17 protein-coding genes are annotated in these 20,569 nt (G+C 66.4%); 8 read left to right on the forward strand and 9 right to left on the reverse strand.

All coding sequences use genetic code 11. The annotated features are described in order from the left end of the window. Positions 1-12: 12 nt before the first annotated feature. The 4 genes from HMPREF1224_RS34915 to HMPREF1224_RS34930 form a co-directional block, all read right to left on the reverse strand. The gene (locus HMPREF1224_RS34915; RefSeq protein WP_010793875.1) at positions 13-2,205 is read right to left on the reverse strand and encodes a phosphocholine-specific phospholipase C; all 2,193 of its coding nucleotides are present in this window, start codon (positions 2,203-2,205) and stop codon (positions 13-15) included. A 341-nt stretch (positions 2,206-2,546) separates the two neighbouring features. Continuing rightward, on the reverse strand, positions 2,547-4,559 hold the full coding sequence (gene cerN, locus HMPREF1224_RS34920) for a ceramidase CerN (RefSeq protein ID WP_003145650.1): 2,013 nt from the start codon (positions 4,557-4,559) through the stop codon (positions 2,547-2,549). A gap of 377 nt (positions 4,560-4,936) precedes the next feature. Further along, on the reverse strand, positions 4,937-5,677 hold the full coding sequence (gene cysZ, locus HMPREF1224_RS34925) for a sulfate transporter CysZ (protein WP_003116482.1): 741 nt from the start codon (positions 5,675-5,677) through the stop codon (positions 4,937-4,939). 84 nt (positions 5,678-5,761) lie between these two features. Further along, the gene (locus HMPREF1224_RS34930) at positions 5,762-7,717 is read right to left on the reverse strand and encodes a sensor domain-containing diguanylate cyclase (protein ID WP_003115193.1); all 1,956 of its coding nucleotides are present in this window, start codon (positions 7,715-7,717) and stop codon (positions 5,762-5,764) included. 184 nt (positions 7,718-7,901) lie between these two features. Here HMPREF1224_RS34930 and HMPREF1224_RS34935 point away from each other — a divergent pair, with 184 nt between their 5' ends. From HMPREF1224_RS34935 to HMPREF1224_RS34945, 3 genes are all read left to right on the forward strand, one after another. Beyond that, complete coding sequence (locus tag HMPREF1224_RS34935) at positions 7,902-8,501, forward strand: peroxiredoxin (protein WP_003085842.1); 600 nt, start codon at positions 7,902-7,904, stop codon at positions 8,499-8,501. 133 nt (positions 8,502-8,634) lie between these two features. Continuing rightward, the gene (gene trxB / locus HMPREF1224_RS34940) at positions 8,635-9,585 is read left to right on the forward strand and encodes a thioredoxin-disulfide reductase (RefSeq protein ID WP_003114229.1); all 951 of its coding nucleotides are present in this window, start codon (positions 8,635-8,637) and stop codon (positions 9,583-9,585) included. Between the two features lie 239 nt (positions 9,586-9,824). After that, positions 9,825-10,244 carry an MAPEG family protein gene (locus tag HMPREF1224_RS34945; RefSeq protein ID WP_003085846.1) on the forward strand — a complete coding sequence of 140 codons (420 nt, stop codon included), beginning with the start codon at positions 9,825-9,827 and terminating at the stop codon, positions 10,242-10,244. A 10-nt stretch (positions 10,245-10,254) separates the two neighbouring features. Here HMPREF1224_RS34945 and HMPREF1224_RS34950 read toward each other — a convergent pair whose 3' ends face one another. From HMPREF1224_RS34950 to HMPREF1224_RS34970, 5 genes are all read right to left on the reverse strand, one after another. Further along, positions 10,255-11,217 carry a threonine dehydratase gene (locus tag HMPREF1224_RS34950; protein ID WP_003114230.1) on the reverse strand — a complete coding sequence of 321 codons (963 nt, stop codon included), beginning with the start codon at positions 11,215-11,217 and terminating at the stop codon, positions 10,255-10,257. 176 nt (positions 11,218-11,393) lie between these two features. Continuing rightward, entirely contained in the window at positions 11,394-12,563 is a 1,170-nt protein-coding gene (gene cbpD / locus HMPREF1224_RS34955) for a chitin-binding protein CbpD (protein ID WP_003114231.1), read from the reverse strand. Between the two features lie 279 nt (positions 12,564-12,842). Then, a complete protein-coding gene (locus HMPREF1224_RS34960) occupies positions 12,843-13,466 on the reverse strand; it encodes an NAD(P)H-dependent oxidoreductase (protein ID WP_003114232.1) in 624 nt (207 codons plus the stop codon). Further along, positions 13,459-14,853, reverse strand: coding sequence for a class II fumarate hydratase (locus HMPREF1224_RS34965; RefSeq protein WP_010793876.1), 1,395 nt, complete (start codon positions 14,851-14,853; stop codon positions 13,459-13,461). The genes HMPREF1224_RS34960 and HMPREF1224_RS34965 overlap by 8 nt, the downstream gene beginning before the upstream one ends. Positions 14,854-14,981: 128 nt before the next feature. Next, a complete protein-coding gene (locus HMPREF1224_RS34970; RefSeq protein WP_003109416.1) occupies positions 14,982-16,001 on the reverse strand; it encodes a DUF2804 domain-containing protein in 1,020 nt (339 codons plus the stop codon). Between the two features lie 167 nt (positions 16,002-16,168). On the opposite strand from HMPREF1224_RS34970, the gene HMPREF1224_RS34975 reads away from it, so the two are divergent. The 5 genes from HMPREF1224_RS34975 to HMPREF1224_RS34995 all read left to right on the forward strand — a co-directional run bounded on the left by HMPREF1224_RS34975 (position 16,169) and on the right by HMPREF1224_RS34995 (position 20,564). Beyond that, positions 16,169-16,717 (forward strand): DUF2059 domain-containing protein, encoded by a 549-nt coding sequence (locus tag HMPREF1224_RS34975; protein ID WP_003120754.1) that lies wholly within the window; start codon positions 16,169-16,171, stop codon positions 16,715-16,717. A gap of 13 nt (positions 16,718-16,730) precedes the next feature. Continuing rightward, positions 16,731-17,036 carry a BolA family protein gene (locus HMPREF1224_RS34980; protein ID WP_003114234.1) on the forward strand — a complete coding sequence of 102 codons (306 nt, stop codon included), beginning with the start codon at positions 16,731-16,733 and terminating at the stop codon, positions 17,034-17,036. 164 nt (positions 17,037-17,200) lie between these two features. Beyond that, positions 17,201-18,139: an oxygen-dependent tRNA uridine(34) hydroxylase TrhO gene (locus tag HMPREF1224_RS34985; RefSeq protein ID WP_003085861.1), complete on the forward strand. Its 939-nt coding sequence runs from the start codon at positions 17,201-17,203 to the stop codon at positions 18,137-18,139. A 39-nt stretch (positions 18,140-18,178) separates the two neighbouring features. Continuing rightward, positions 18,179-18,781: a DsbA family protein gene (locus HMPREF1224_RS34990; RefSeq protein WP_003145641.1), complete on the forward strand. Its 603-nt coding sequence runs from the start codon at positions 18,179-18,181 to the stop codon at positions 18,779-18,781. Then, on the forward strand, positions 18,774-20,564 hold the full coding sequence (locus HMPREF1224_RS34995; protein ID WP_003085865.1) for an ABC transporter ATP-binding protein: 1,791 nt from the start codon (positions 18,774-18,776) through the stop codon (positions 20,562-20,564). The genes HMPREF1224_RS34990 and HMPREF1224_RS34995 overlap by 8 nt, the downstream gene beginning before the upstream one ends. Positions 20,565-20,569 lie beyond the last annotated feature (5 nt).

A 20,569-nucleotide genomic window follows, 5' to 3' on the forward strand; every position in this document is an offset into this window, starting at 1 on the left:
GGACTCCTCGCTTCAGGTCGCTGCGATGTCGAGCAATGGATCGCTCCTGCTCGGCTTGCCGGTCTCGACGTGTCCGGCCAGGCGGCGGAAATAGTTGGCTTCCGTATTGCTGGCGGTCACGCTGAGGTCGTACCAGCCCTGGCTGCTGCGTAACAGCCACACTTCACTGATCGCCTGGTTCGGTTCGAGTTCATAGCGACGGCTGCCCTCCCGGGTATAGGCCGGGTTCGGCGTCACCGTCACGCTGCACGGCAGGCGGCCGAGATTGCGGATGTTCAACTGCAGGTTGCCGTTGCGTTGATAGGTGACCGATACCTCGGGCCGCGCCATCTGCGCGGCGAGATGCAGGTTGCCGTGGAACTCGCGGAAGAAGCCGTTGGGGCCGTGCACCTCGAAGGCGTAGCGGCCGTTGGCGTCGAGCAGGTCGTCGAGTTCGTCGTTGAGGGTCCGGCCCAGTTCCTCTCCGCTTTCCTGGACCACCGGATAGCTGGTCACGGTATAGAAGCGCGGATTGCCGACTTCCCGCGGCTGCACCTGGAATACCGCAGCGGAGTGTCCCTGCGGATTGCCCGGCAGGCTCATGCCGTCGTTGCCCAGGGTCAGGCGCAGCTTGCCGGCGGCGATGTCGAGGGCCAGCGTGGCGTGCAACTGGTAGGGCACCGCGAGGGTAGGGCGCTGGCCCTTTTCCTGGCCGGGCAGGCTCTTGGGCTCGTAGGACCAGTACTTGGGACTGGGCCGGTAGAACTGCTGCCAGTAGGCGTCCTCCTTGCGCGCGTCGCTCTGCGGGACGTTGGTCAGGTCGGGGGCGACCTGGGTATCGCCTGCGCCCTGGAAGTCGAACAGCGAAGTCAGGTCGCCGCAGACGGCACGCCGCCAGGGCGAGATGTTTTCCTCGACGACGCCGAAGCGGCGTTCGAGGAAGCGCAGCACCGAGGTATGGTCGAACACTTCGGCGCTGACCTTGCCGCCCTTCGACCAGGGCGAGATGGCGATCAGCGGGACGCGGTGGCCGAGCCCGATGGGCAGCCCGCTGGATGCCTCGATCTCGCCGGCGGTGCTGACCGTGGAAAGGCCGACGCCATCCTTCCACGGCGGCACCGGGGCGCTGGCGTGGTCATAGAAGCCGTCGCCCTCGTCGTAGTTGAGGATGAACACGGTCCTGGCCCAGACCTCGGGGTTGCTGGTCAGCGCCTCGAGCACCCGGGTCACGTAGTACTCGCCGAACGAGGGGCCCCACCAGGGATGCTCGCAGTAGCAGTAGGGCGCGACGATCCACGACACCTGCGGCAGCGTGTTCTCCTGCACATCCTTGCGCAACTGGTCGACGCCGCGGGCGAGCATGGCGCGCTGCCAGAGGTCCGAATCGCGCGGAGCGTTCTTGAAGTTCCTGAACCAGGCGAGGGCGTTGCAGTCGTAGTTGTTCTGCTCCTGGAGCCGGTATTTCCAGTAGGCGTCGACGTACAGGTACCAGAGTGACGAGGAGCGGTAGCCGCCTTCCTGGTAGACCCGCCAGTCCACGCCAGCGGCGCTTAGCCGCTCGGGATAGGTGGTCCAGTCCACCGTGCCGCTGGCGCCGATGGTGCCGTCGCCCATGTCGTTGCCGATGTGTACGTCCTTGCCGTCGCCGCTGGGGGCGGCGCGTCCGCTCATGTGGTAGAGGCGGTTCGGATTGGTCGGGCCCATCATCGACTGGTGGTAGGCCTCGCACAGGGTGAAGGCGTCGGCCAGGGCGTAGTAGTAGGGAATGTCGCTGCGCTTGAAGTAGCCCATGGCTTCGGGGTACTGCACCGCCATCCACTTGTCGTTGCGGCCCTGGTTCCAGATCGCGTGGAAGGCCGACCATTCATGGTTCTGCGAACTCACCCACTGGGCGCTGGTGACTTTGGTATCCCAGTGATAGGGGGAGAACTCGTACTTGTAGTTCTGGTACCAGACCGGCTTGCCGTCCTGGCGCTTGAGCGCGCGAGGATCGTTGAAGCCGCGGACGCCGTTGAGGTGGCCGAAGTAGTGATCGAAGCTGCGGTTCTCCTGCATCAGGATGACCACGTGCTGGACGTCCTGGATGGTTCCGGTGCGGATGTCCGGCTCGATGGCCAGGGCGCGCCGGAGCGTCTCCGGGAACAGCCCGGAAAGGCCGGCCAGGGTAGCGGCCTGGGCGCCGTGCTTGAGAAAGGTTCGACGGCGGAATTTCCAGTTTTCGGTCATCGTTTTATTTCCCGGGTGGTTTTTTGATTTCCATCAATCTGCGTACTTCTTGTTTCGAGATGATTAATCGTCTTCGCTGTTTTTCCGGCAGGGAATACAGCGAGCCGATGGTTTCATGGCGATAATTTATCGGTTGATCCCGAAAGCGACTTCGATATGACCTTGAGCGACAACTTGAGAAGTTTTTCGGGATAAAAACAAAGGGCATGGAAATGGAGTTTCATGCCCTTGTCGGCTGAATGAAAGGTCACTTGTTCATGTGTTTTAAATCACATTTTATTTGACGACTTTCATGCGTCATAAAGTTGGCTGGCGAATCTCGCAACCTTGGCTGGAGCCCGCTAGGGAGTGGTGCCGAGCACCTCGAAGGAGCGGGTCGATCCGCCGATTTCGCTGATCTTCTGGGTCCAGAAGTTCTTCGCGTTGCCGTAGTGCCTGATGTAGTAATGGCCGGGCTCGGTCCCTGGTGGAATGGACCAGCTGATAGTCGCTTTCGAGGCAGATATACCCACTCTCTCCCAGCGGTATTGGGTATCCCAGTCATTATCGGTGGCAACGGTCACGGGCGTCTGTTTGCCATCCTTGCCGATATTCACCACTTCCAGGAAAGTCTTCTCGGTGCGCAAGTCATTCTTCGGATGTCCGGTCACGAAAGCGACGGTCACCTTGTCGCCGATGCGATAACTTTCCCTGGGTTGTTGCAACACGTCGCCGAAGGACTTGCCGATATAGGGATCGTCGGCCACTACTCCGGTCTGGAAGTTCATCTGGCAGCAGGACAGGTCCGGCGCTATCGCCGAGGTTTCCACCGGCAGGCGTTCGCGCAGCGCCACCGCCATGTCGACGAACAACTGCTGGTAGGCGGCCTGGGTCCAGGGGCCGTAGAGGGTCGAGCCGCCTTCGTATTCCTGGGCGGCGTATTCCTCGCGGGTGGTGACGTAGCTGGCATAGGCATTCGCGTAGCCATTGAAGACCACATGGCGGATACCGGCCGCTTCGCTGGCCGCCTGCACCGCGCGGCGGATCCGCACCCCGGCCATCACGGTGAACTCGGCGGGGGCGCCGAGCAGTTCCAACTGGCCGATGCGGAACATCTGGATCGGCAGCACCGTCGGCGTCCAGGGGTAGGGTTTCTTGTTGCCGGTGTCGGCGAGGATGGTCTTTTCCGCCTGGCATTGCACCAGTTCCTGCGGCGGCACGCCGGTGAGCAACCCGCCCAGGGCCGAGAGGAACGGATTGTTGCCTTCCTCCAGCCCCAGCGGGCCTGGACCGTCTTCGGTGCTACCGGCGGCCAGGCTGGTGCCGATGGCCGCGGTGCACAACTGGCGCGGCTGGCCGTCGGTGAACTCCGGGCGGATCGGCAGGCGGGTGAAGTCGACGAAACGGAAGCGCGAATCCAGTTCGCCGAGCACTTCCTCCTGGGCCTGGCCGGCGATCTCGTAGGCCTTGGCGAATTGGCGCAGACCGATCTCGCGGGTGTTGTCGAACTCGTTGTCGAAGGGACCGGAGCCGGGCTTCAGGTTCAGGTTGGGCGACAGGTTGCCGGCATTGGTCTGGGCGAAGGCGGCGACGAAACCGCTCTTGCGGCTGACGTCGTGCTCCCAGTGATAGGAGGCGTAGCCCTTGTTGTCCGGGGAGATCAGGTGATTGGCGTTGGTCATCGAGGTGCTGTGCACCGGGAACCAACTGATCGCGCCGGCCAGCTCGCCGTTGGCGTCGACGAAGCTGAGCACGCTCATCTGCGGGTCGATGCCATCCTCGTAGCCGGCGATGTCCGGATTCTTCAGGTGCGACAGCAGCGAGCGGTTGCGGCTGGCGTTGCGCAACTCGCCGCTGCCGTAGAACAGGCGGCCGGGCTGCAACCTGGCCTGGGCCCGCTCGATGGAGCGGACGATGCCGTCGACGATGGCGTTGAAGGTCTTTTCCTGGAAGCCGAGCACCGACAGGTTGTACATCGCGTAGTGGGAGAAGCCGCCCGGACCGGAGTGGGTGTGGGTGGCGGCGAGCATCACGTTGTTCTCGTCGTAGACACCGGGGTACTTCGCCTTGAGCCGGGCCAGGACCTTCAGGTGCACGGCCTGGAAGATCATCCCCAGGTCGGTGTTGACGTAGACCAGGCGACGTCCGCTGGCCGCTTCCTCGATCACGAAGGCACGCGCCCACTGGCGCATGTGGATGCCGGCGGTCTTCTGTTCGAGGGAGGAGTAACCCATCATGCCGACTTCGGCGGCTTCGCCGGTGATGTCCGCCTTGCCCAGGCCGAAGCGGTAGGGCAGGTCGTCGGCCCTGGCAGGCATGGAGAGCGCCAGCAGGACGCAGGACAGCAAGAGCGCGGTGAATGCGGAACGTGACATGGCGACCCTCTTCTTGTTTTCCGCCGCTGGGCGGGCTGGGGACGGTGGTCATCGAAAGCGGGCCGGAGCCTGCTTCGCCTGGTTGCCACTGTAGTGCCAGGGTGGTGGAGTCGAGGGGGGCGTAGCGGACAGGAAGGGGGTGAGCGCCGGCCATCCTGCATGGACGGCAAGGCAGGCGGGTAAAAAAAGGCCGCCTGCGTGGGGAGGCACCGGCGGCCAGTCGGTTCGGCAGCGTCGAGCCGGTCTGCAAGGGCTGGCGCAGGTCTCGGCTGCGGCCTGCGCCGACGCTCCCGAGGGCATTCGTAGTGTGCCCGACGCCGGCTGTCAGGGCGCTGACGCCCGCCTGACAATGCCGACAGCGGACACCGGGCGCATGCTTATTTCACCAGCGCCTTCTCGCCTTCCTCGCGGACCCAGAACAGGGTGGCGCCGGCGACGGCGGCGGGCATCATGACCAGGTTGACCAGCGGGATCAGCAGCGCCAGGTAGGTCACCCCGCCGAAACCCATGCACGCCCAGCGCTTGCTGCGCAGCCAGGCGAGCATCTCGTTCCAGCCGAGCTTGTGGTTGTCCGCCGGATAGTCGATGTACTGCACCGCCATCATCCAGATGCCGAAGAGGATCCACAGCGGCGTGGCGATCAGGTTGACCCCGGGCACGAAGCTCAGCACCAGCAGCACCAGCGCGCGCGGCAGGAAGTAGGCGAGCTTGCGCATCTCGCGACCCATGGTGCGCGGGATCATCGCCAGCAGTTCGGCCCAGCTGAACGGCGGGAAGTCGTCGCGGCCGCGAACCACCACCTCGACCTTTTCCGAGAGGAAGCCGTTGAACGGCGCGGAGATGATGTTGGCGACCATGGTGAAGGTGAAGAACACGATCACCAGCACCAGCAGGACGAACAACGGCCAGACGATGTACTGCAGGAAGCTCAGCCAGTCGGGCAGGCTGGGCATCAGCAGGTCGACCCAGTGGCTGAACTGCTGCATCGCGAAGCCGATCAGCAGGGCGAACACCAGCAGGTTGAGGGTCAGGGGGATCAGCACGAACAGGCGCAGGCCGGGACGCATGATCAGCTTCAGGCCTTCGCCGAGGTATTGCGGGCCGCTCAGGGCTGGCATAGGGAATGGTTCTCCGATGGGATGCGGGCTGAAACCTTAGCAGACTGGCGAAAGCCCGCGACAGAGCCTGTTTGACCGCGCATTTCAGGCTGGCGCCTGGTACAGGCAATAGTGGTTGCGCTGGCGCTTGGCCTCGTACATGGCGCTGTCGGCGGCACGGACCAGTCCTTCGGCATCGCCGGCATGCCGCGGGTAGAGAGCGATGCCGATGCTCGGGGTGACGAAGTCGATGCGTTCGCCATTCAGCGCGATCGGTTGGACCAGCGCCGCCAGCAGGCGTTCTGCGAGGCGCTGCGGATTGTTTTCCTGGCTGTCCTCGAGGAGCACGGCGAATTCGTCGCCGCCCAGGCGGTAGGCCTTGTCCGGCTGCCGCAGGGTGCTGCGTACCCGTTCGGCGACGGTCCTGAGGAGGGCATCGCCGATGTCGTGGCCGAAGCGGTCGTTGACCTCCTTGAAGCGGTCCAGGTCCAGGTACAGCAGCGCCAGTTCGCTTCCGCCGGAGCCGGCGCGAAGCAACGCCTGGCCGAGCTGTTCGTCGAAGGCCTTGCGGTTGCCCAGGCCGGTCAGGGGGTCGCGGTAGGCCATTTCCAGCAATTGCTGCTGGTAGGCGATCTGGTCGCTGACGTCGCGGACGATGCCGCGGTAGCCCCGTAGTTCGCCCTGCAGGTCGTGGATCAGCGAAACCGTGGCCTCGAAGTAGCCGAGGCTGCCGTCGGCGCGCTGCAGGGGGATGGCGAAGGTCTTGCCTGCGCCGCTCTGCATGGCGCGCTGGAAGGGTTGGCGGGCACGCGCCAGGTCGTCTTCGCCGAGCAGTTCGTAGTAGGGATGGCCGATCAGCGTTTCGCGCGTCTGGCCGAGCAGTTGGCAGAGCGCGGGGTTGACGGTGAGGATCACGCCGTCGACGTCCATTTCGAAGTAGCCGTCGCGCATCGACTGGAGGATCGCCCGGTCGCGCGCCTCGCTGTGTTCCAGGCGCTCGAGCATCTGGTTCATCTCGCCCGCCAGTTGTCCCAGCTCGTCGTTGCCGAAGTCGCTCAGGCGTATCGAGTGGGCGTTGCGTCCGACTTCGGCGACCTCCCGGTTGAGCCGTTGGACACGGCGCAGGACCCACAGCTCCAGGGCCAGGTAGCCGACCAGGAAAGCGCCCAGCGCGACCAGCAGGGAGGCGCCGAGGAAGAAGTTGATGGCCTTCTCGCCCTGGATGTAGAGCAGGCGTTTCTTGGTGATGTCGAAGCGCAGCTGCGGCTCGCCGCTGGAACTCAGGTACTGCACCGAGACCTGCTGGACATGTTCGCCGATGAACCGCCGTGGGCTGAGCAGGGCCTGGTTGTGGGTACTGCCGCTGCGGCTGCGCAGCGGCTTCCAGGTGGAGTCGGTGGCGATGTTGGGCATCGGTTGCAGGTCGGCCTGCATCTGTTCGCGGAGGTTGGCCAGGCGTTCCCGGTCGAGGAAGTAGCCGGCGAGGATCGCGCCCTTCGCCGGCGCGCTACCCTGGTTGTTGCTGATAGGCACGCTGACCAGCAGGGTCGGCAGGTTGTCGACCAGCAGCAGCTCGCTCAGGCTGTGGTCGGTGCGTCCGCGAAAGTCCAGCGCGCCGAGGCGGATGGCGCGTTGCTGCAGTGCCTCGAGCAGGGCCTGGTCGCTCGCCGAGGGGGCGCCGAAGAGCACGCGCTGGTCGGGCGCGGGCGGGGACCACTGCTTCAGTTGCAGGTGACCCCGGTCGTCGAGGAACAGGACGAAGTCGAATCCCAGGTCGTCGAGCATCTCGTGGTCGAGGTTTTCCTGTTCGAAGGTCTCGTTGGGGCGCTGGATGAAGTCGTAGCTGGCATCCCACCAGGCGTAGGTGCGAACGATGTCCAGGTGGCGCTTCAACTCGAAGTCCAGCCGGTTGTGCAGGACGGTGGCGCCCTCTTGCAGGCGTTGCTGGTCCTCTCGGTCGAAACGGCTCAGCAGGATGCTTTCCGACAAGAGCCAGATACCGCCGAGACTGGCGGCCAGCAACGGCAGGAACAGCCAGAGCAGGCGTGTGCGTAGGGGCATGCGGTGAGGACGGGTAATGGGCGACAGCATGAGTCTAGCCGCAGGTTGAGAGCATAGGCTGACTCTATCGTGCGAATTGAAATTCGACATTTCAATGCATCGTCGTGGCTGGGTAACCTGCGCTGCATATTCTTCCGGGAGCCTGGCGTCGCCGGGCGCAACCCAACCTTCTAGGAGCCTCGCGATGAGCGTACTGGTCAACAAGCAAGCCCCCGATTTCACTGCCGCCGCGGTCCTCGGCGACGGTTCCATCGTCGATGCCTTCCAGCTTTCCAGCCTGCGCGGCAAGTACGTCGTACTGTTCTTCTGGCCGCTCGACTTCACTTTCGTCTGCCCCTCGGAAATCATCGCCCACAACAACCGCATGGATAAGTTCCGCGAGCTGGGCGTCGAGGTGGTCGGTGTCTCCATCGACTCGCAGTTCACCCATCACGCCTGGCGCAGCACGCCGGTGGAGAAGGGCGGCATCGGTGCGGTCGAGTTCACCATGGTCGCCGACGTCAAGCACGAGATCACCCGCGCCTACGGCATCGAGCACGAGGACGGCGTGGCCTTGCGTGCTTCGTTCCTGATCGACCGCGCCGGGGTGGTCCAGCACCAAGTGGTGAACAACCTGCCGCTGGGGCGCGAGGTGGACGAGATGGTGCGCCTGGTCGAGGCCCTGCAGTTCACCGAGGAACACGGCGAGGTCTGCCCGGCCGGCTGGCGCAAGGGCCAGAAAGGCATGAAGGCGAGCGCCGAGGGCGTGGCCTCGTACCTGGCCGAGAACGCCGAGGCACTGTGATCCCGATGCCGGGCGCGAAGTGTGCCCGGCCGACCTTTTCCCGGGGCGACCGCTCCTTCCAAGCCTTCCCCATGTGCTTTGGTGGCCCCGTTTTTATTCGCGCCGACGCTGATGTCGGCAGGAGTCCGACGAGATGCCCGATACCCTCCGCCACGCCCGAGTGATCATCCTCGGTTCCGGTCCCGCCGGTTACAGCGCGGCTGTCTACGCCGCGCGCGCCAACCTCAAGCCGCTGCTGATCACCGGCATGCAGGCCGGCGGCCAGTTGACCACCACCACCGAGGTCGACAACTGGCCGGGCGATCCCCACGGCCTGACCGGCCCGGCACTGATGCAGCGGATGCAGGAGCACGCCGAGCGCTTCGAGACCGAGATCGTCTTCGACCACATTCATGCCGTGGACCTGGCCGGCAAGCCGTTCACCCTGCGCGGCGACAATGGCACCTACACCTGCGACGCACTGATCGTCGCCACCGGTGCCAGCGCGCGCTACCTGGGGTTGCCGTCGGAGCAGGCGTTCATGGGCAAGGGCGTGTCGGCCTGCGCCACCTGCGACGGTTTCTTCTACCGCAACCGCGAAGTGGCGGTGATCGGCGGCGGCAATACCGCTGTCGAAGAGGCCCTGTACCTGGCCAACATCGCCAGCCGGGTGACCCTGGTGCATCGTCGCGAAACCTTCCGCGCCGAGAAGATTCTCCAGGACAAGCTGCAGGCGCGGGTCGCCGAAGGCAAGATAGTGCTCAAGCTCAACGCCGAGGTCGATGAGGTGCTTGGCGACACGATGGGCGTCACCGGCGTGCGCCTGAAGACCCGCGATGGTGGCAGCGAGGAGATCGCCGTGGATGGCATGTTCGTCGCCATCGGCCATACTCCCAATACCTCGCTGTTCGAAGGGCAACTGGCCCTGAAGGACGGCTACCTGGTGGTCAACGGCGGGCGCGAAGGCAACGCCACCGCGACCAACGTACCGGGTGTGTTCGCCGCCGGCGACGTGGCCGACCACGTCTACCGCCAGGCGATCACCTCGGCCGGCGCCGGCTGCATGGCCGCGCTGGATGTGGAGCGCTATCTCGATTCGCTCTGATGAGAAGACAGCCCTGAGTGCTGCGTGCAAGGAAGGCCCCGCTTCGGCGGGGCTTTTCTTTGCGCGGGCAGTGGGTCGTCCGGTTACGCATCCGCCGACGGCGTACATCGGGGCCGAGCGGCGTGCCGGCAGAACACGACTTAAGGACGGCGGACTGCGAATAGAGCAATTGCTCTAGCCGGCCTAGAATCCAGACGCTTCATCCTTCCCACGACAACACAATAGAAGGAGCGTCATCCATGTTTCTCAGCCCTAGCGCGATCTGCCTGCTCGGCCTGATCGCCTGGACCCTGTTGCTGGTCTTCCTGCTGGTCAGCCAGCGCGGCCTGCTGGTACTCGGCGGGCGGATGGCGGTGAACGCCTTCGCCGCCGATGGCAGCAACACGCCTGGCGGTTTCGGCCAGCGGCTGGTGCGAGTCCATGCCAACTGCGTGGAGAACCTGCCGCTGCTGGCCGGCGCGCTGCTCTACGCGATCGCCAGCGGGCAGAGCAGCCTGACCGACCCGTTGGCGCCACTGGTGCTCGGCGCCCGGCTGTTCCAGTCGCTGATGCACCTGGTCAGCACCTCCGCGCTGTTCGTCTGGCTGCGTTTTGCCGGCTTCTTCGTGCAGTTGCTGGTGCTCGCCTGGTGGCTGCTGCTCCTCGCGGGGCTGGCCTAGCGGCGCCGGCTCAGTCGCCGGCGGCCAGTTGCTCGGCGAATACCTCGCGGTCGACGTTCGCTCCGCTGAGGATCAGGCCTACCTTCAGCCCCTTCAGGCGCTCGCGCTCCTGCCAGGCGGCGGCCAGCGCCGCCACCCCGGCGCCCTCGGCGACGTTGTGGGTGCTGGTGAAGCACAGGCGCATGGCCGCGCCGATCTCCCTGTCGCTGACCCGCACCAGGCGATCGGCGCCGGCCAGGATCATTTCCAGCGCGCTCGGGTCCGGCGTACTGCACGCCATGCCGTCGGCCAGGCGGGTGTCGACCGGGTGGCTGATCGCCGTGCCGGCCTCGAACGACAGGGCGTAGGCCGGCGCATGGGCGGACACCACGCCGACGATGCGGGTCTTCAGGCCCAGCGCGTCGCGCGCGGCGATCAGGCCGCAGATGCCCGAACCCATACCGATCGGCACGTAGACTTCGTCAAGGTCGGCCAGCGCGGCGAACAACTCCAGGCTGTAGCTGGCGACCCCGGCCACCAGCCAGGGATGGAACGCCGGAATCAGGTGCAGGCCTTCGCGCCGGGCGCGCTCGGCGGCGTATTCGCGGGAGGCCTGGAAGTCCTCGCCGTGCTCGATCAGCTCCGCGCCAAGGCTGCGCATCGCCGCGTTCTTCTCGCGGCTGTTGCCGTGCGGGACGACGATGATCGGCTGGATGCCGTAGCGGCTCGCCGAGAAGGCCACCGACTGGCCGTGGTTGCCGCGGGTCGCGCTGATCACGGCGGCCGGCCGCTCGCCCTGGTGCGCCAGGTGGTGGAAATACACCAGGCCGCCGCGCAGTTTGAAGGCCCCCACCGGCAGGTGGTTCTCGTGCTTCATCCACACTTCGCAACCCAGTGCCTCGCATAGCAGCGGCCAGCGTATCTGCGGCGTCGGCGGCAGGCTCTGGTGGACGATGGCGGCGGCCTGTTGGAGGGCGGCGAGAGAAAAAGGCATGCGTGGTTTCCCCGTGCTGGTGGTCGGACCAGCCTAGGGAGCGCACGGCAGATTGAACAGGCACACGTAGCCAGGGTTTCGCCGGGGGACTGTACCGTTGCGCGGATTCGCCGTCTCGCGGCGGGTGCCTGGCGGCGAAAACGACTGCCGCCCGGAGCGGGCGGCAGTCGAGGGCGTTACAGCAGGGTCCAGGCGTCCTGCCAGGCCATGCCCTTGCCCGGGGCGTAGTAGAGGTCCCAGCCCTTGCACCAGCCGGAGTTCGGGTAGGGCTTGCACTGGTAGCGCTTGCCATCGGCACCGCGCACTACGGTCCCGGCGTCGTATTGCTGCAGGCCTTGCGGATAGTCGAAGTCGACCTTGCCGTCGCCGCCCGGTTGCTCGCCGCCGCCCTCGACCGGCAGTTCGATGTCGACCTGGAAGCGGTAGCCGGCCTGGCGCACGTAGACCTGGTTGTCCTGCGAGCTGGCCACCGGGCTGACCGCCCCGTAGGCATCCAGCACGCCGATGTTGACCAGGGTGGAGTCCTGGTTGACCTTCTGCGCCAGCGCCAGCGGCCATTGCTTGGCACCGTTGGCGCCCTGGGCCAGGGTCAGGCTGTGACGCTGGGCGTCGCGGCCCTGGGCATCGAACAGACGCAGGGTGACGGTAGCACCGGCTGGCAGGTCCTGCTGCGCGCGCAGGTTGCCCAGCGCTTGCCAGGGGTTGGCGACGGCGCCGCTGAAGCTCACGTCGATGCAGGCGTAGAAGGCTTCCGGGCTGTCCGAGCGCTGCCAGACGTTATAGATCACATGCTTGCCGGTCTTGCCCTGGGGCAGCGGGCAGTTCATCCGGTAGGTGCCGTTCTCCAGCTTGACGCTGGTGATCGAGCAGAACGGCGCGGGTTCCAGGTCGCTCCAGGCCAGCGGCTTCTCGGGGTTGTAGCCGTCCTTGGTGATGTAGAAGTCGAAGTAGCGGGTCGCGTGCGGCGCGCTGGCCTTGTAGACGAACTGGAAGTTGCCGCTGGCGTCCGGCGCGATGGCAGTGCTGGGCCAGTCGCTGCGAGCCAGGTTCAGGCCCTTGAACAGTGCCTTGCCGGCGCCGCAGAGCTGGCCGTCGGGGACCACCGCCTGGTGGTTGCCGTTGGCGTTGCCCTGGTTGACGCCATTCCAGTCGTACAGCGCCTGGGTGCCGCCGGCGGCGACGGCGGCCTTGCAGGCGGCCGACTTGGGATTCTCCGGACCTTCGAGGAAGCAGCCGTAGACCCGACTGGGCGGCGTTTCCATCGAGCCGTGGGCATGGGCTGCCTGGGGCAGGAACAGGGCGAGGGTGAGTGGCAGGAGTGCCAGGGTGGCTGAGTAGTGTTTCATGACAAGTCCTTTTTTCCAGAACCGGATTCATTTCGAAGCGGGCTGATCCTAGCCCTCGGTGCCGGTTTGAGGTCCCTACCAAATGTGACGGGCCGGTCAGATTCGCTACCCATTCCTGATGGATGTCGCGGAATGCAAAGCGGTCGGCACCCGCACTGTGAGCCGGTAGAGGCAGGCAAAGGGCCGCCATGGGGGCGGGGAAGGGAAGCCGGCGGGAAGGTGGCGGACCTGTCAGAACGATCAGTGTCCGCGCCCGGCCGCAGCCGGGCGGGAAGGGAACTAGACCTGGCTGCCGAGCTGTTCGGCGCGACGCAGCCAGCCCTGGCGCTGTTCCTCGCTGGAACTGCGCATCGGCGCGAACTCTTCCAGGCGGCGGGTGGCGATGCCACAGGCGCCGAGCACGCTGCGCACCATCTGCCGGTGCGCCGGCGGGCCCTTGAGGAAGCGCAGCCGCGACAGCGGCTGGTCGTGGCAGACCAGCAGGTCGGCGCTGCGCCCGCCCAGCAGTTGCTCCCAGTCCTTGTCCTGGGTGCCGCGGTAGCGGAAGGCGAAGCCCGGCTGCAGGACGCGGTCGAAGAAGCCCTGCAGCAACGCCGGCAGGCCGCCCCACCAGACCGGGTAGACGAACACCAGGTGCTCGGCCCAGTGGATCTGCCGCTGCGCTTCCAGCAGGTCGGGTTCGAGCACCTGGCTCTGTTCGTAGCCTTCGTGGAGGATCGGGTCGAAGGCCAGCTCGCCCAGCTTCAGTTCGCGCACCACGTGATCCTTGCTGCGCGCGCCCTGGGCGTAGCATTCGGCGAGCAGGTGGCAGAAGCTCTTGCGCTTGGGCGAGCCGACGATCAGCAGGATGCGCTTGCCGTCGCCTTCCAGCGGGGTGGCGCCGGTCTTGGCGGTTTCAACCATGGTGGCCGGCCTCCAGCATCTGCTCCGGCCGTACCCATTCGTCGAACTGCGCTTCGTCCAGGTAGCCCAGCTGCAGCGCCGCGGCGCGCAGGGTGGTGCCTTCGGCGTAGGCCTTCTTGGCGATTTCGGCAGCCTTGTCGTAGCCGATGTGCGGGTTCAGCGCGGTGACCAGCATCAGGCCGCGCTCCAGCAGGTCGGCCATGCGCTGGGCGTCCGGCTCCAGGCCGGCGACGCAATGCTTGTTGAAGTTGCGGCAGCCGTCGGCGAGCAGGCGGATGGACTCCAGCAGGTTGTAGACGATCACCGGCTTGAACACGTTGAGTTGCAGATGGCCCTGGCTGGCGGCGAAGGAAATCGTGCTGTCGTTGCCCATGACCTGGCAGGCCAGCATCGACAGCGCCTCGCACTGGGTCGGGTTGACCTTGCCGGGCATGATCGAGCTGCCCGGCTCGTTGGCCGGCAGCTTCACCTCGGCGAAGCCGGCGCGTGGGCCGGAACCGAGCAGGCGCAGGTCGTTGGCGATCTTCGTCAGGGCCACCGCCAGGCTCTTCAGGGCGCCGGAGAGGATGACCAGCGGCTCGTGGCCGGCCAGGGCGGCGAACTTGTTCGGCGCGGCGACGAAGGGCAGGCCCGATTCGGCGGCGATTTCCGCGGCGATGGCGTCGGCGAAGCCCTTCGGCGCGTTGAGCCCGGTGCCCACCGCGGTGCCGCCCTGGGCCAACTGGTAGACCGCCGGCAGCGCCGCGCGGATGGCGCGCTCGGCGTAGTCGAGCTGGGCGACGAAGGCCGAGAGTTCCTGGCCGAAGGTGATCGGCGTGGCGTCCATCAGGTGGGTGCGCCCGGTCTTGACCAGGCTGGCGTGCCGCGCCGACTGTTCGGCGAGACCGCCGGAAAGCTCGGCGATGGCCGGCAGCAATTGTTCGTGCACGGCCTTGGCGGCGGCGATGTGCATGGCGGTGGGGAAGCTGTCGTTGGAACTCTGCGCGCGGTTGACGTGGTCGTTGGGATGCACCGGCGACTTGCCGCCACGCGGATTGCCGGCCAGTTCGTTGGCGCGGCCAGCGATCACCTCGTTGACGTTCATGTTGGTCTGGGTGCCGCTGCCGGTCTGCCAGACCACCAGCGGGAAGTGTTCGTCGTGGCGGCCTGCGAGGACTTCGTCGGCGGCCTGTTCGATCAGCCGGGCGACTTCCGGCGGCAGTTCGCCGAGGTGGTCGTTGACCCGCGCGGCGGCTTTCTTGATCAGCGCCAGGGCGTGGATCACGGCGAGCGGCATGCGCTGGCCGCCGATGGCGAAGTTCTCCAGCGAACGCTGGGTCTGGGCGCCCCAGTAGGCGTCGTCGGGCACCTCGATGGTGCCCAGGCTATCGGTTTCGGTCCGGCTCATGAGTGTTCTCCAGGGTGCGTATCCGGCAGTTTAGGCCTTCGCTCCCGCCTTGGGTTCCGCTGCCGTCGCTTCCTCGTGGGCATTTTTCGCCGCGCTGCGGGTCGGAAATAGATTGCCCGCCGCCGGCCTCACCAGCGCGCGCGGGTCGAACCGATCCAGCCGAGGGCGCCGTCCACCGGCACGCAGTCGCCGTCGTCGTGGCGCAGGGTGCCGTTGAAACGGCCGAACCACTGGCGGGTATTGGCATAGAACAGGCCGACGCTGGGCCGCGCCTGGTGCAGCTGTTCGGGACGGAAGAGCAGCTCGACGCGACCGCAGGCGCTGTCCAGGCGCCATTCGGCCAGCGGGTCGCGAGGCTCGCGGATGTGCACGTCGTCGAGCACGCGGCTGAGCTTGCCGCCGAACCACAGGGCGTTCTCGCGCAGGTCGCTGGCTTCGGTCCAGCCGGTGCCGAAGTTGCCGGCGATGCCGCCGGGGGCGGCGAAGGCGGCGCGGGTCCAGTAGGTATGCAGCGGCCAGACGCCGCGGCCGAAGTCCAGCGCGGCGAAGCTCTGGCCCGCCTGGCAGTCGTAGCGTCGGCGGCCGAGCTGCAGGCAGCCGCTGATCGGCAGGCCGAGCTGGCGGCTGCAGGCATGGAAGGTGTGTTCGCCCATCGGCACCACCAGGTTCACCGACTCCAGGTGCGACGGTCGTCGCACTTCCAGCGCCAGCTCCAGCGGCAGGCCACCGAGGTCCGGGGCCTGGCCGGTGACGCGCAGGCGCCCGGGCTGTTCGTCGAAGCGCAATTGCAGGCGGGGATGCTCGAAGGCATGGCTGGCCTGCGGCTCGTCGGGCAACTGGCAGCCGAGGCCGAAGAAGCGGATCTGCGTGTGCGCTACCGCCTGGCCGCTGTCCAGGTCGAGGAAATAGGCGGCGCCGTAGGTCAGGTAGTCGAGGTCGGCGATGGTCAGCGAGAGCATCCAGCCGGGGCTGACGATGCACCAGTGGTTCCAGCGCTTGCGCCGGCCGAAGTGGCCGGGGATGTGGCAGAGCACCCGCGGCCGGGCGGACCAGCCGACCGCCCGGGGATCGAGCCGGCCGTGGCTGTCGCAGAGGTTGCGCAGGGGCGGGGGCGATACGGCGAGGGTATCGGCGGCGGTTCCGTTCATCTAACACATCCATGTGACAGGCTGACGCAAGCATGCCGGCTGCGGAAGGAAGGCGGCAAGTACCCACTACAGAACTGATAGTAGACGGCATGGAGCGGGCGGGCGCCGGATAGGATTCTCCCGATATTCGGCGCCGCGCTTGAGCGGATTTCGAACTTAGGCGCAGAATGTCGGGTCCCACGGACACATCTACCCAACCTCAAGGATTTTCCATGACCCGTCTTCGCCTCATCGGCAGCGCCGTGCTGCTCAGCCTCAGCTCCATGGCCATGGCCGATTCCGCCAGCCAGGCCGAGCAATTCCTCAAGCTGGTCCATGCCGACAAGCTGACGGTCCCGGTCTATGCCCAGGTGCAGCAGATGCTGGCCCAGCGCTTCGCCCAGGCCAAGGCGCCGGAGAGCAAGAAGGCGGTTCTCGAGCGTTACCAGGCCAAGGCCAATGCCGAGCTGGACCGCGCCATCGGCTGGGACAAGATCAAGCCCGAGCTGATCAAGCTTTACACCACCAACTTCACCGAGTCCGAGCTGAAGGACCTGAATGCCTTCTACCAGTCGCCGCTGGGCAAGAAGGTGCTGGAGAAGATGCCGCGCCTGACCGCCGAATCCGCCCAACTGACCCAGGCCAAGCTGCAAGGCGCCGTCGAGCCGGTGAACAAGCTGATGGCCGACATGGACAAGGAACTCGGCGTCGCCGCGCCGGCCCAGAAGAAAAAGTGAGTCGTGATTCGCGATGAGCATGCGTGACCGTATCCAGACCGCCCTGCAGCCCCTCGATCCGCAACACGTCGAGGTGCTCGACGAGAGCCACATGCACAGCCGCGGGCTGGAGACCCACTTCAAGGTGGTGCTGGTCAGCCCGCAGTTCGCCGGATTGAACGCGGTGAAGCGGCACCAGAAGGTATATGCCACCCTCGGTGGGTTGATGGGCGAGTTCCACGCCCTGGCGCTGCATACCTTCACCCCTGAGGAGTGGAGCCAGGCTGCGGTGCCGGCCTCGCCGACCTGCCGCGGCGGGAGCAAGCACGACATACCCTGAGACGGCGTCCGTCGCGGCGGGGTGCAGAGCCTGCCCCTGCTGCGCTAGACTACGCACCCAGCGCCGGCCTTCCGCCGGCGTTGTCGTTTCCATGGCGCCAGCGGCTGGCGCTTTTCGTTCCGGTCCGCCCTTTACGCGGGCGACCACCTGGAGGCTATATCCCCATGACATCCATCGTCGTGGCGGCGCTGTACAAGTTCGTGACTCTCGACGATTACGTGGCGCTGCGTGAACCCCTGCTGCAAACCCTGCTCGACAACGGTGTGAAAGGCACCTTGCTGCTGGCCGAGGAAGGCATCAACGGCACCGTCTCCGGTAGCCGCGAAGGCATCGATGCGCTGTTCGCCTGGCTGCGCAGCGATCCCCGGCTGGCCGATATCGAGCACAAGGAATCCTACTGCGACGAACAGCCGTTCTACCGCACCAAGGTCAAGCTGAAGAAGGAAATCGTCACCCTCGGCGTGCCTGGCGTCGATCCGAACAAGCAGGTCGGCCAGTATGTCGAGGCGAAGGACTGGAATGCCCTGATCAGCGATCCGGAAGTCCTGCTGATCGATACCCGCAACGACTACGAGGTGGCGATCGGCACCTTCGAGGGCGCGGTCGATCCGAAGACCAGGTCGTTCCGCGAGTTCCCCGAGTACATCAAGGCCCACTACGACCCGGCGCGGCACAAGAAGGTGGCGATGTTCTGCACCGGCGGCATCCGCTGCGAGAAGGCTTCCAGCTACATGCTCGGCGCCGGTTTCGAGGAGGTCTTCCATCTCAAGGGCGGCATCCTCAAGTACCTCGAAGAGGTGCCGCAGGAACAGAGCCTGTGGCGCGGCGACTGCTTCGTATTCGACAACCGCGTGACCGTGCGCCACGATCTTAGCGAGGGCGAGTACGATCAGTGCCACGCCTGCCGCAACCCGGTTTCGCTGGAGGACCGCCAGTCCGAGCACTACGTGCCCGGCATCAGCTGTCCGCACTGCTGGGACTCGCTGAGCGAGAAGACCCGCGCCGGCGCCCGCGAGCGGCAGAAACAGATCGAACTGGCGCGGCAGCGCAACCAGCCGCACCCGCTCGGTCGCGATCCGCGCCAGTCCACGCTGGAGAACTGAACCTTGGCCAAGGCCCGCCTGCTGTACGTGATGGACCCCATGTGCTCCTGGTGCTGGGGCTTCGCCCCGGTCGCCGAGGCGCTGTCCCGGCAGGCGGCCGCCGACGGCGTCGCTTTCCACCTGGTAGCCGGTGGCCTGCGCGCCGGCCACGGCGCGGCGCTCGACCCGAATACCCGCGGCTACATCCTCGGCCACTGGCAGACCGTGCAGCAGACCACCGGCCAGCCGTTCCGCTTCGACGACGCGTTGCCCGAAGGCTTCGTCTATGACACCGAGCCGGCCTGCCGGGCCCTGGTGGCGGCGCGCAGCCTCGACGAGGAAAGCGCCTGGCCGCTGGTAAGGGCGATCCAGCGGGCGTTCTACGCCGAGGGTCGCGATGTCACCCAGGCGGCGGTGCTCGCCGGCCTGGCGGAAGCGGTGGGGCTTCCGCGCATCGAGTTCGCCGCGGCCTTCGACAGCGGCGAGGCGCGTGACGCCACCGCCGCCGATTTCGCCTGGGTCCAGGACCTCGGCATCGCCGGGTTCCCGACCCTGCTGGCCGAACGCAACGGCCAACTGGCGTTGCTCACCAACGGCTACCAGCCGCTTGCCGAACTTTCACCTTTGCTCGGCCGCTGGCTGGAACGGGGCCGGCATGAGTGAGCGCGGAGACCGCCTGAGCTGGGCGGAGATTCGTCGACTCGCACTGCGCCACAAGAAAGCCCTGTTGTTCGCCAACCTGGTGGCGGTGCTGGCCACCCTCTGCACCGTGCCGATTCCCTTGCTGCTGCCGCTGCTGGTGGACGAAGTGCTGCTCGGCAAGGGTGACGGCGCGCTGCGTTTCATGGACCGCCTGTTGCCCGCCGACTGGCAGGTGGCGTTCGGCTACATCGGCCTGATGCTGGCGGCGACCCTTCTGTTGCGGGGGGCGGCGCTGGTGTTCAACGTGCTCCAGGCGAAGCTGTTCGCGCGGCTGTCCAAGGACATCGTCTACCGCATCCGCCTGCGTCTGATCGAGCGCCTCCGGCATATCGCCCTGGGCGAATACGAAACCCTCGGCGGCGGGTCGATCAGCGCCCACCTGGTCACCGACCTGGATACCCTGGACAAGTTCGTCGGGGAAACCCTCAGCCGCTTCCTGGTCGCCTTGCTGACGCTGCTCGGCACCGCCGCGATCCTGGTCTGGATGCACTGGCAGCTGGCCTTGCTGATCCTGCTGTTCAACCCGCTGGTGATCTGGTCCACGGTGCAGCTGGGCAAGCGCGTCAAACATCTCAAGAAGCTCGAGAACGACAGCACCGCGCGCTTCACCCAGGCGCTCACCGAGACCCTCGAGGCGATCCAGGAAGTCCGCGCCGGCAATCGCCAGGGCTATTTCCTCGGCCGCCTCGGCCACCGCGCCCAGGAGGTCCGCGACTACGCCGTGGCCTCGCAATGGAAGAGCGACGCCGCCGGGCGCGCCAGCGGCCTGCTGTTCCAGTTCGGCATCGACGTGTTCCGCGCCGCGGCGATGCTCACCGTGCTGCTCTCGGACCTGTCGATCGGCCAGATGCTCGCGGTGTTCAGCTACCTCTGGTTCATGATCGGTCCGGTCGAACAGCTGCTCGGCCTGCAATACGCCTACTACGCCGCTGGCGGCGCGTTGCAGCGGATCAACGAGTTGCTGGCGCGGGCCGACGAGCCGCGCTACCCGCCGCTGCGCGATCCGTTCGCCGGCCGCACGACCGTTGGCATCGAGGTGCGCGGGCTGGATTTCGCCTACGGCGAGGACAAGGTCCTGGAGCAGTTGGACCTGAACATCGGCGCCGGCGAGAAGGTTGCCCTGGTCGGCGCCAGCGGCGGCGGCAAGAGCACGCTGGTGCAACTGCTGCTCGGCCTCTACAGTGCGCAGCGCGGCAGCATCCGCTACGGCGGGGTGCCCCTGGAGGAAATCGGCCTGGACTGCGTGCGCGAACATGTCGCGGTGGTCCTCCAGCATCCGGCGCTGTTCAACGACAGCGTGCGGGCCAACCTGACCATGGGCCGCGAACGCAGTGACCAGGCCTGCTGGCGGGCTTTGGAGATCGCCCAGTTGGCCGACGGCGTGCGGCGCCTGCCGCAGGGGCTGGACACCGTGGTCGGGCGTTCCGGGGTGCGCCTGTCGGGCGGTCAGCGGCAGCGCCTGGCGATCGCCCGGATGATCCTCGCCGAGCCCAAGGTGGTGATCCTCGACGAGGCCACCTCGGCCCTCGACGCCGCTACCGAGTACGCCCTGCACCAGGCGCTCGGGGACTTCCTCGAAGGCCGCACCACATTGATCGTGGCCCATCGGCTGTCGGCGGTGAAGCAGGCCGACCGGGTCCTGGTCTTCGATGGCGGGCATATCGCCGAAGACGGCGATCACCAGCAACTGATCGCCGAAGGCGGCCTCTACGCCCGGCTCTACGGACATCTGCAACAGATGTGAGGCGC

This window comes from Pseudomonas sp. P179, from assembly GCF_000478485.2.
GTDB classification, from domain to species: domain Bacteria; phylum Pseudomonadota; class Gammaproteobacteria; order Pseudomonadales; family Pseudomonadaceae; genus Pseudomonas; species Pseudomonas aeruginosa.

Excerpts from the sequence above, each read along its gene's own strand:
- HMPREF1224_RS34930 (WP_003115193.1), bottom strand. The coding sequence starts at position 7,717 with ATGCCCCTACGCACACGCCTGCTCTGGCTGTTCCTGCCGTTGCTGGCC.
- cerN (WP_003145650.1), bottom strand. The coding sequence starts at position 4,559 with ATGTCACGTTCCGCATTCACCGCGCTCTTGCTGTCCTGCGTCCTGCTG.
- HMPREF1224_RS34915 (WP_010793875.1), bottom strand. The coding sequence starts at position 2,205 with ATGACCGAAAACTGGAAATTCCGCCGTCGAACCTTTCTCAAGCACGGC.
- HMPREF1224_RS34965 (WP_010793876.1), bottom strand. The coding sequence starts at position 14,853 with ATGAGCCGGACCGAAACCGATAGCCTGGGCACCATCGAGGTGCCCGAC.
- HMPREF1224_RS34970 (WP_003109416.1), bottom strand. The coding sequence starts at position 16,001 with ATGAACGGAACCGCCGCCGATACCCTCGCCGTATCGCCCCCGCCCCTG.
- HMPREF1224_RS34995 (WP_003085865.1), top strand. The coding sequence starts at position 18,774 with ATGAGTGAGCGCGGAGACCGCCTGAGCTGGGCGGAGATTCGTCGACTC.
- HMPREF1224_RS34990 (WP_003145641.1), top strand. The coding sequence starts at position 18,179 with ATGTGCTCCTGGTGCTGGGGCTTCGCCCCGGTCGCCGAGGCGCTGTCC.
- cysZ (WP_003116482.1), bottom strand. The coding sequence starts at position 5,677 with ATGCCAGCCCTGAGCGGCCCGCAATACCTCGGCGAAGGCCTGAAGCTG.
- HMPREF1224_RS34980 (WP_003114234.1), top strand. The coding sequence starts at position 16,731 with ATGAGCATGCGTGACCGTATCCAGACCGCCCTGCAGCCCCTCGATCCG.
- HMPREF1224_RS34985 (WP_003085861.1), top strand. The coding sequence starts at position 17,201 with ATGACATCCATCGTCGTGGCGGCGCTGTACAAGTTCGTGACTCTCGAC.
- HMPREF1224_RS34950 (WP_003114230.1), bottom strand. The coding sequence starts at position 11,217 with ATGCCTTTTTCTCTCGCCGCCCTCCAACAGGCCGCCGCCATCGTCCAC.
- HMPREF1224_RS34975 (WP_003120754.1), top strand. The coding sequence starts at position 16,169 with ATGTCGGGTCCCACGGACACATCTACCCAACCTCAAGGATTTTCCATG.
- HMPREF1224_RS34960 (WP_003114232.1), bottom strand. The coding sequence starts at position 13,466 with ATGGTTGAAACCGCCAAGACCGGCGCCACCCCGCTGGAAGGCGACGGC.
- HMPREF1224_RS34935 (WP_003085842.1), top strand. The coding sequence starts at position 7,902 with ATGAGCGTACTGGTCAACAAGCAAGCCCCCGATTTCACTGCCGCCGCG.
- cbpD (WP_003114231.1), bottom strand. The coding sequence starts at position 12,563 with ATGAAACACTACTCAGCCACCCTGGCACTCCTGCCACTCACCCTCGCC.
- trxB (WP_003114229.1), top strand. The coding sequence starts at position 8,635 with ATGCCCGATACCCTCCGCCACGCCCGAGTGATCATCCTCGGTTCCGGT.
- HMPREF1224_RS34945 (WP_003085846.1), top strand. The coding sequence starts at position 9,825 with ATGTTTCTCAGCCCTAGCGCGATCTGCCTGCTCGGCCTGATCGCCTGG.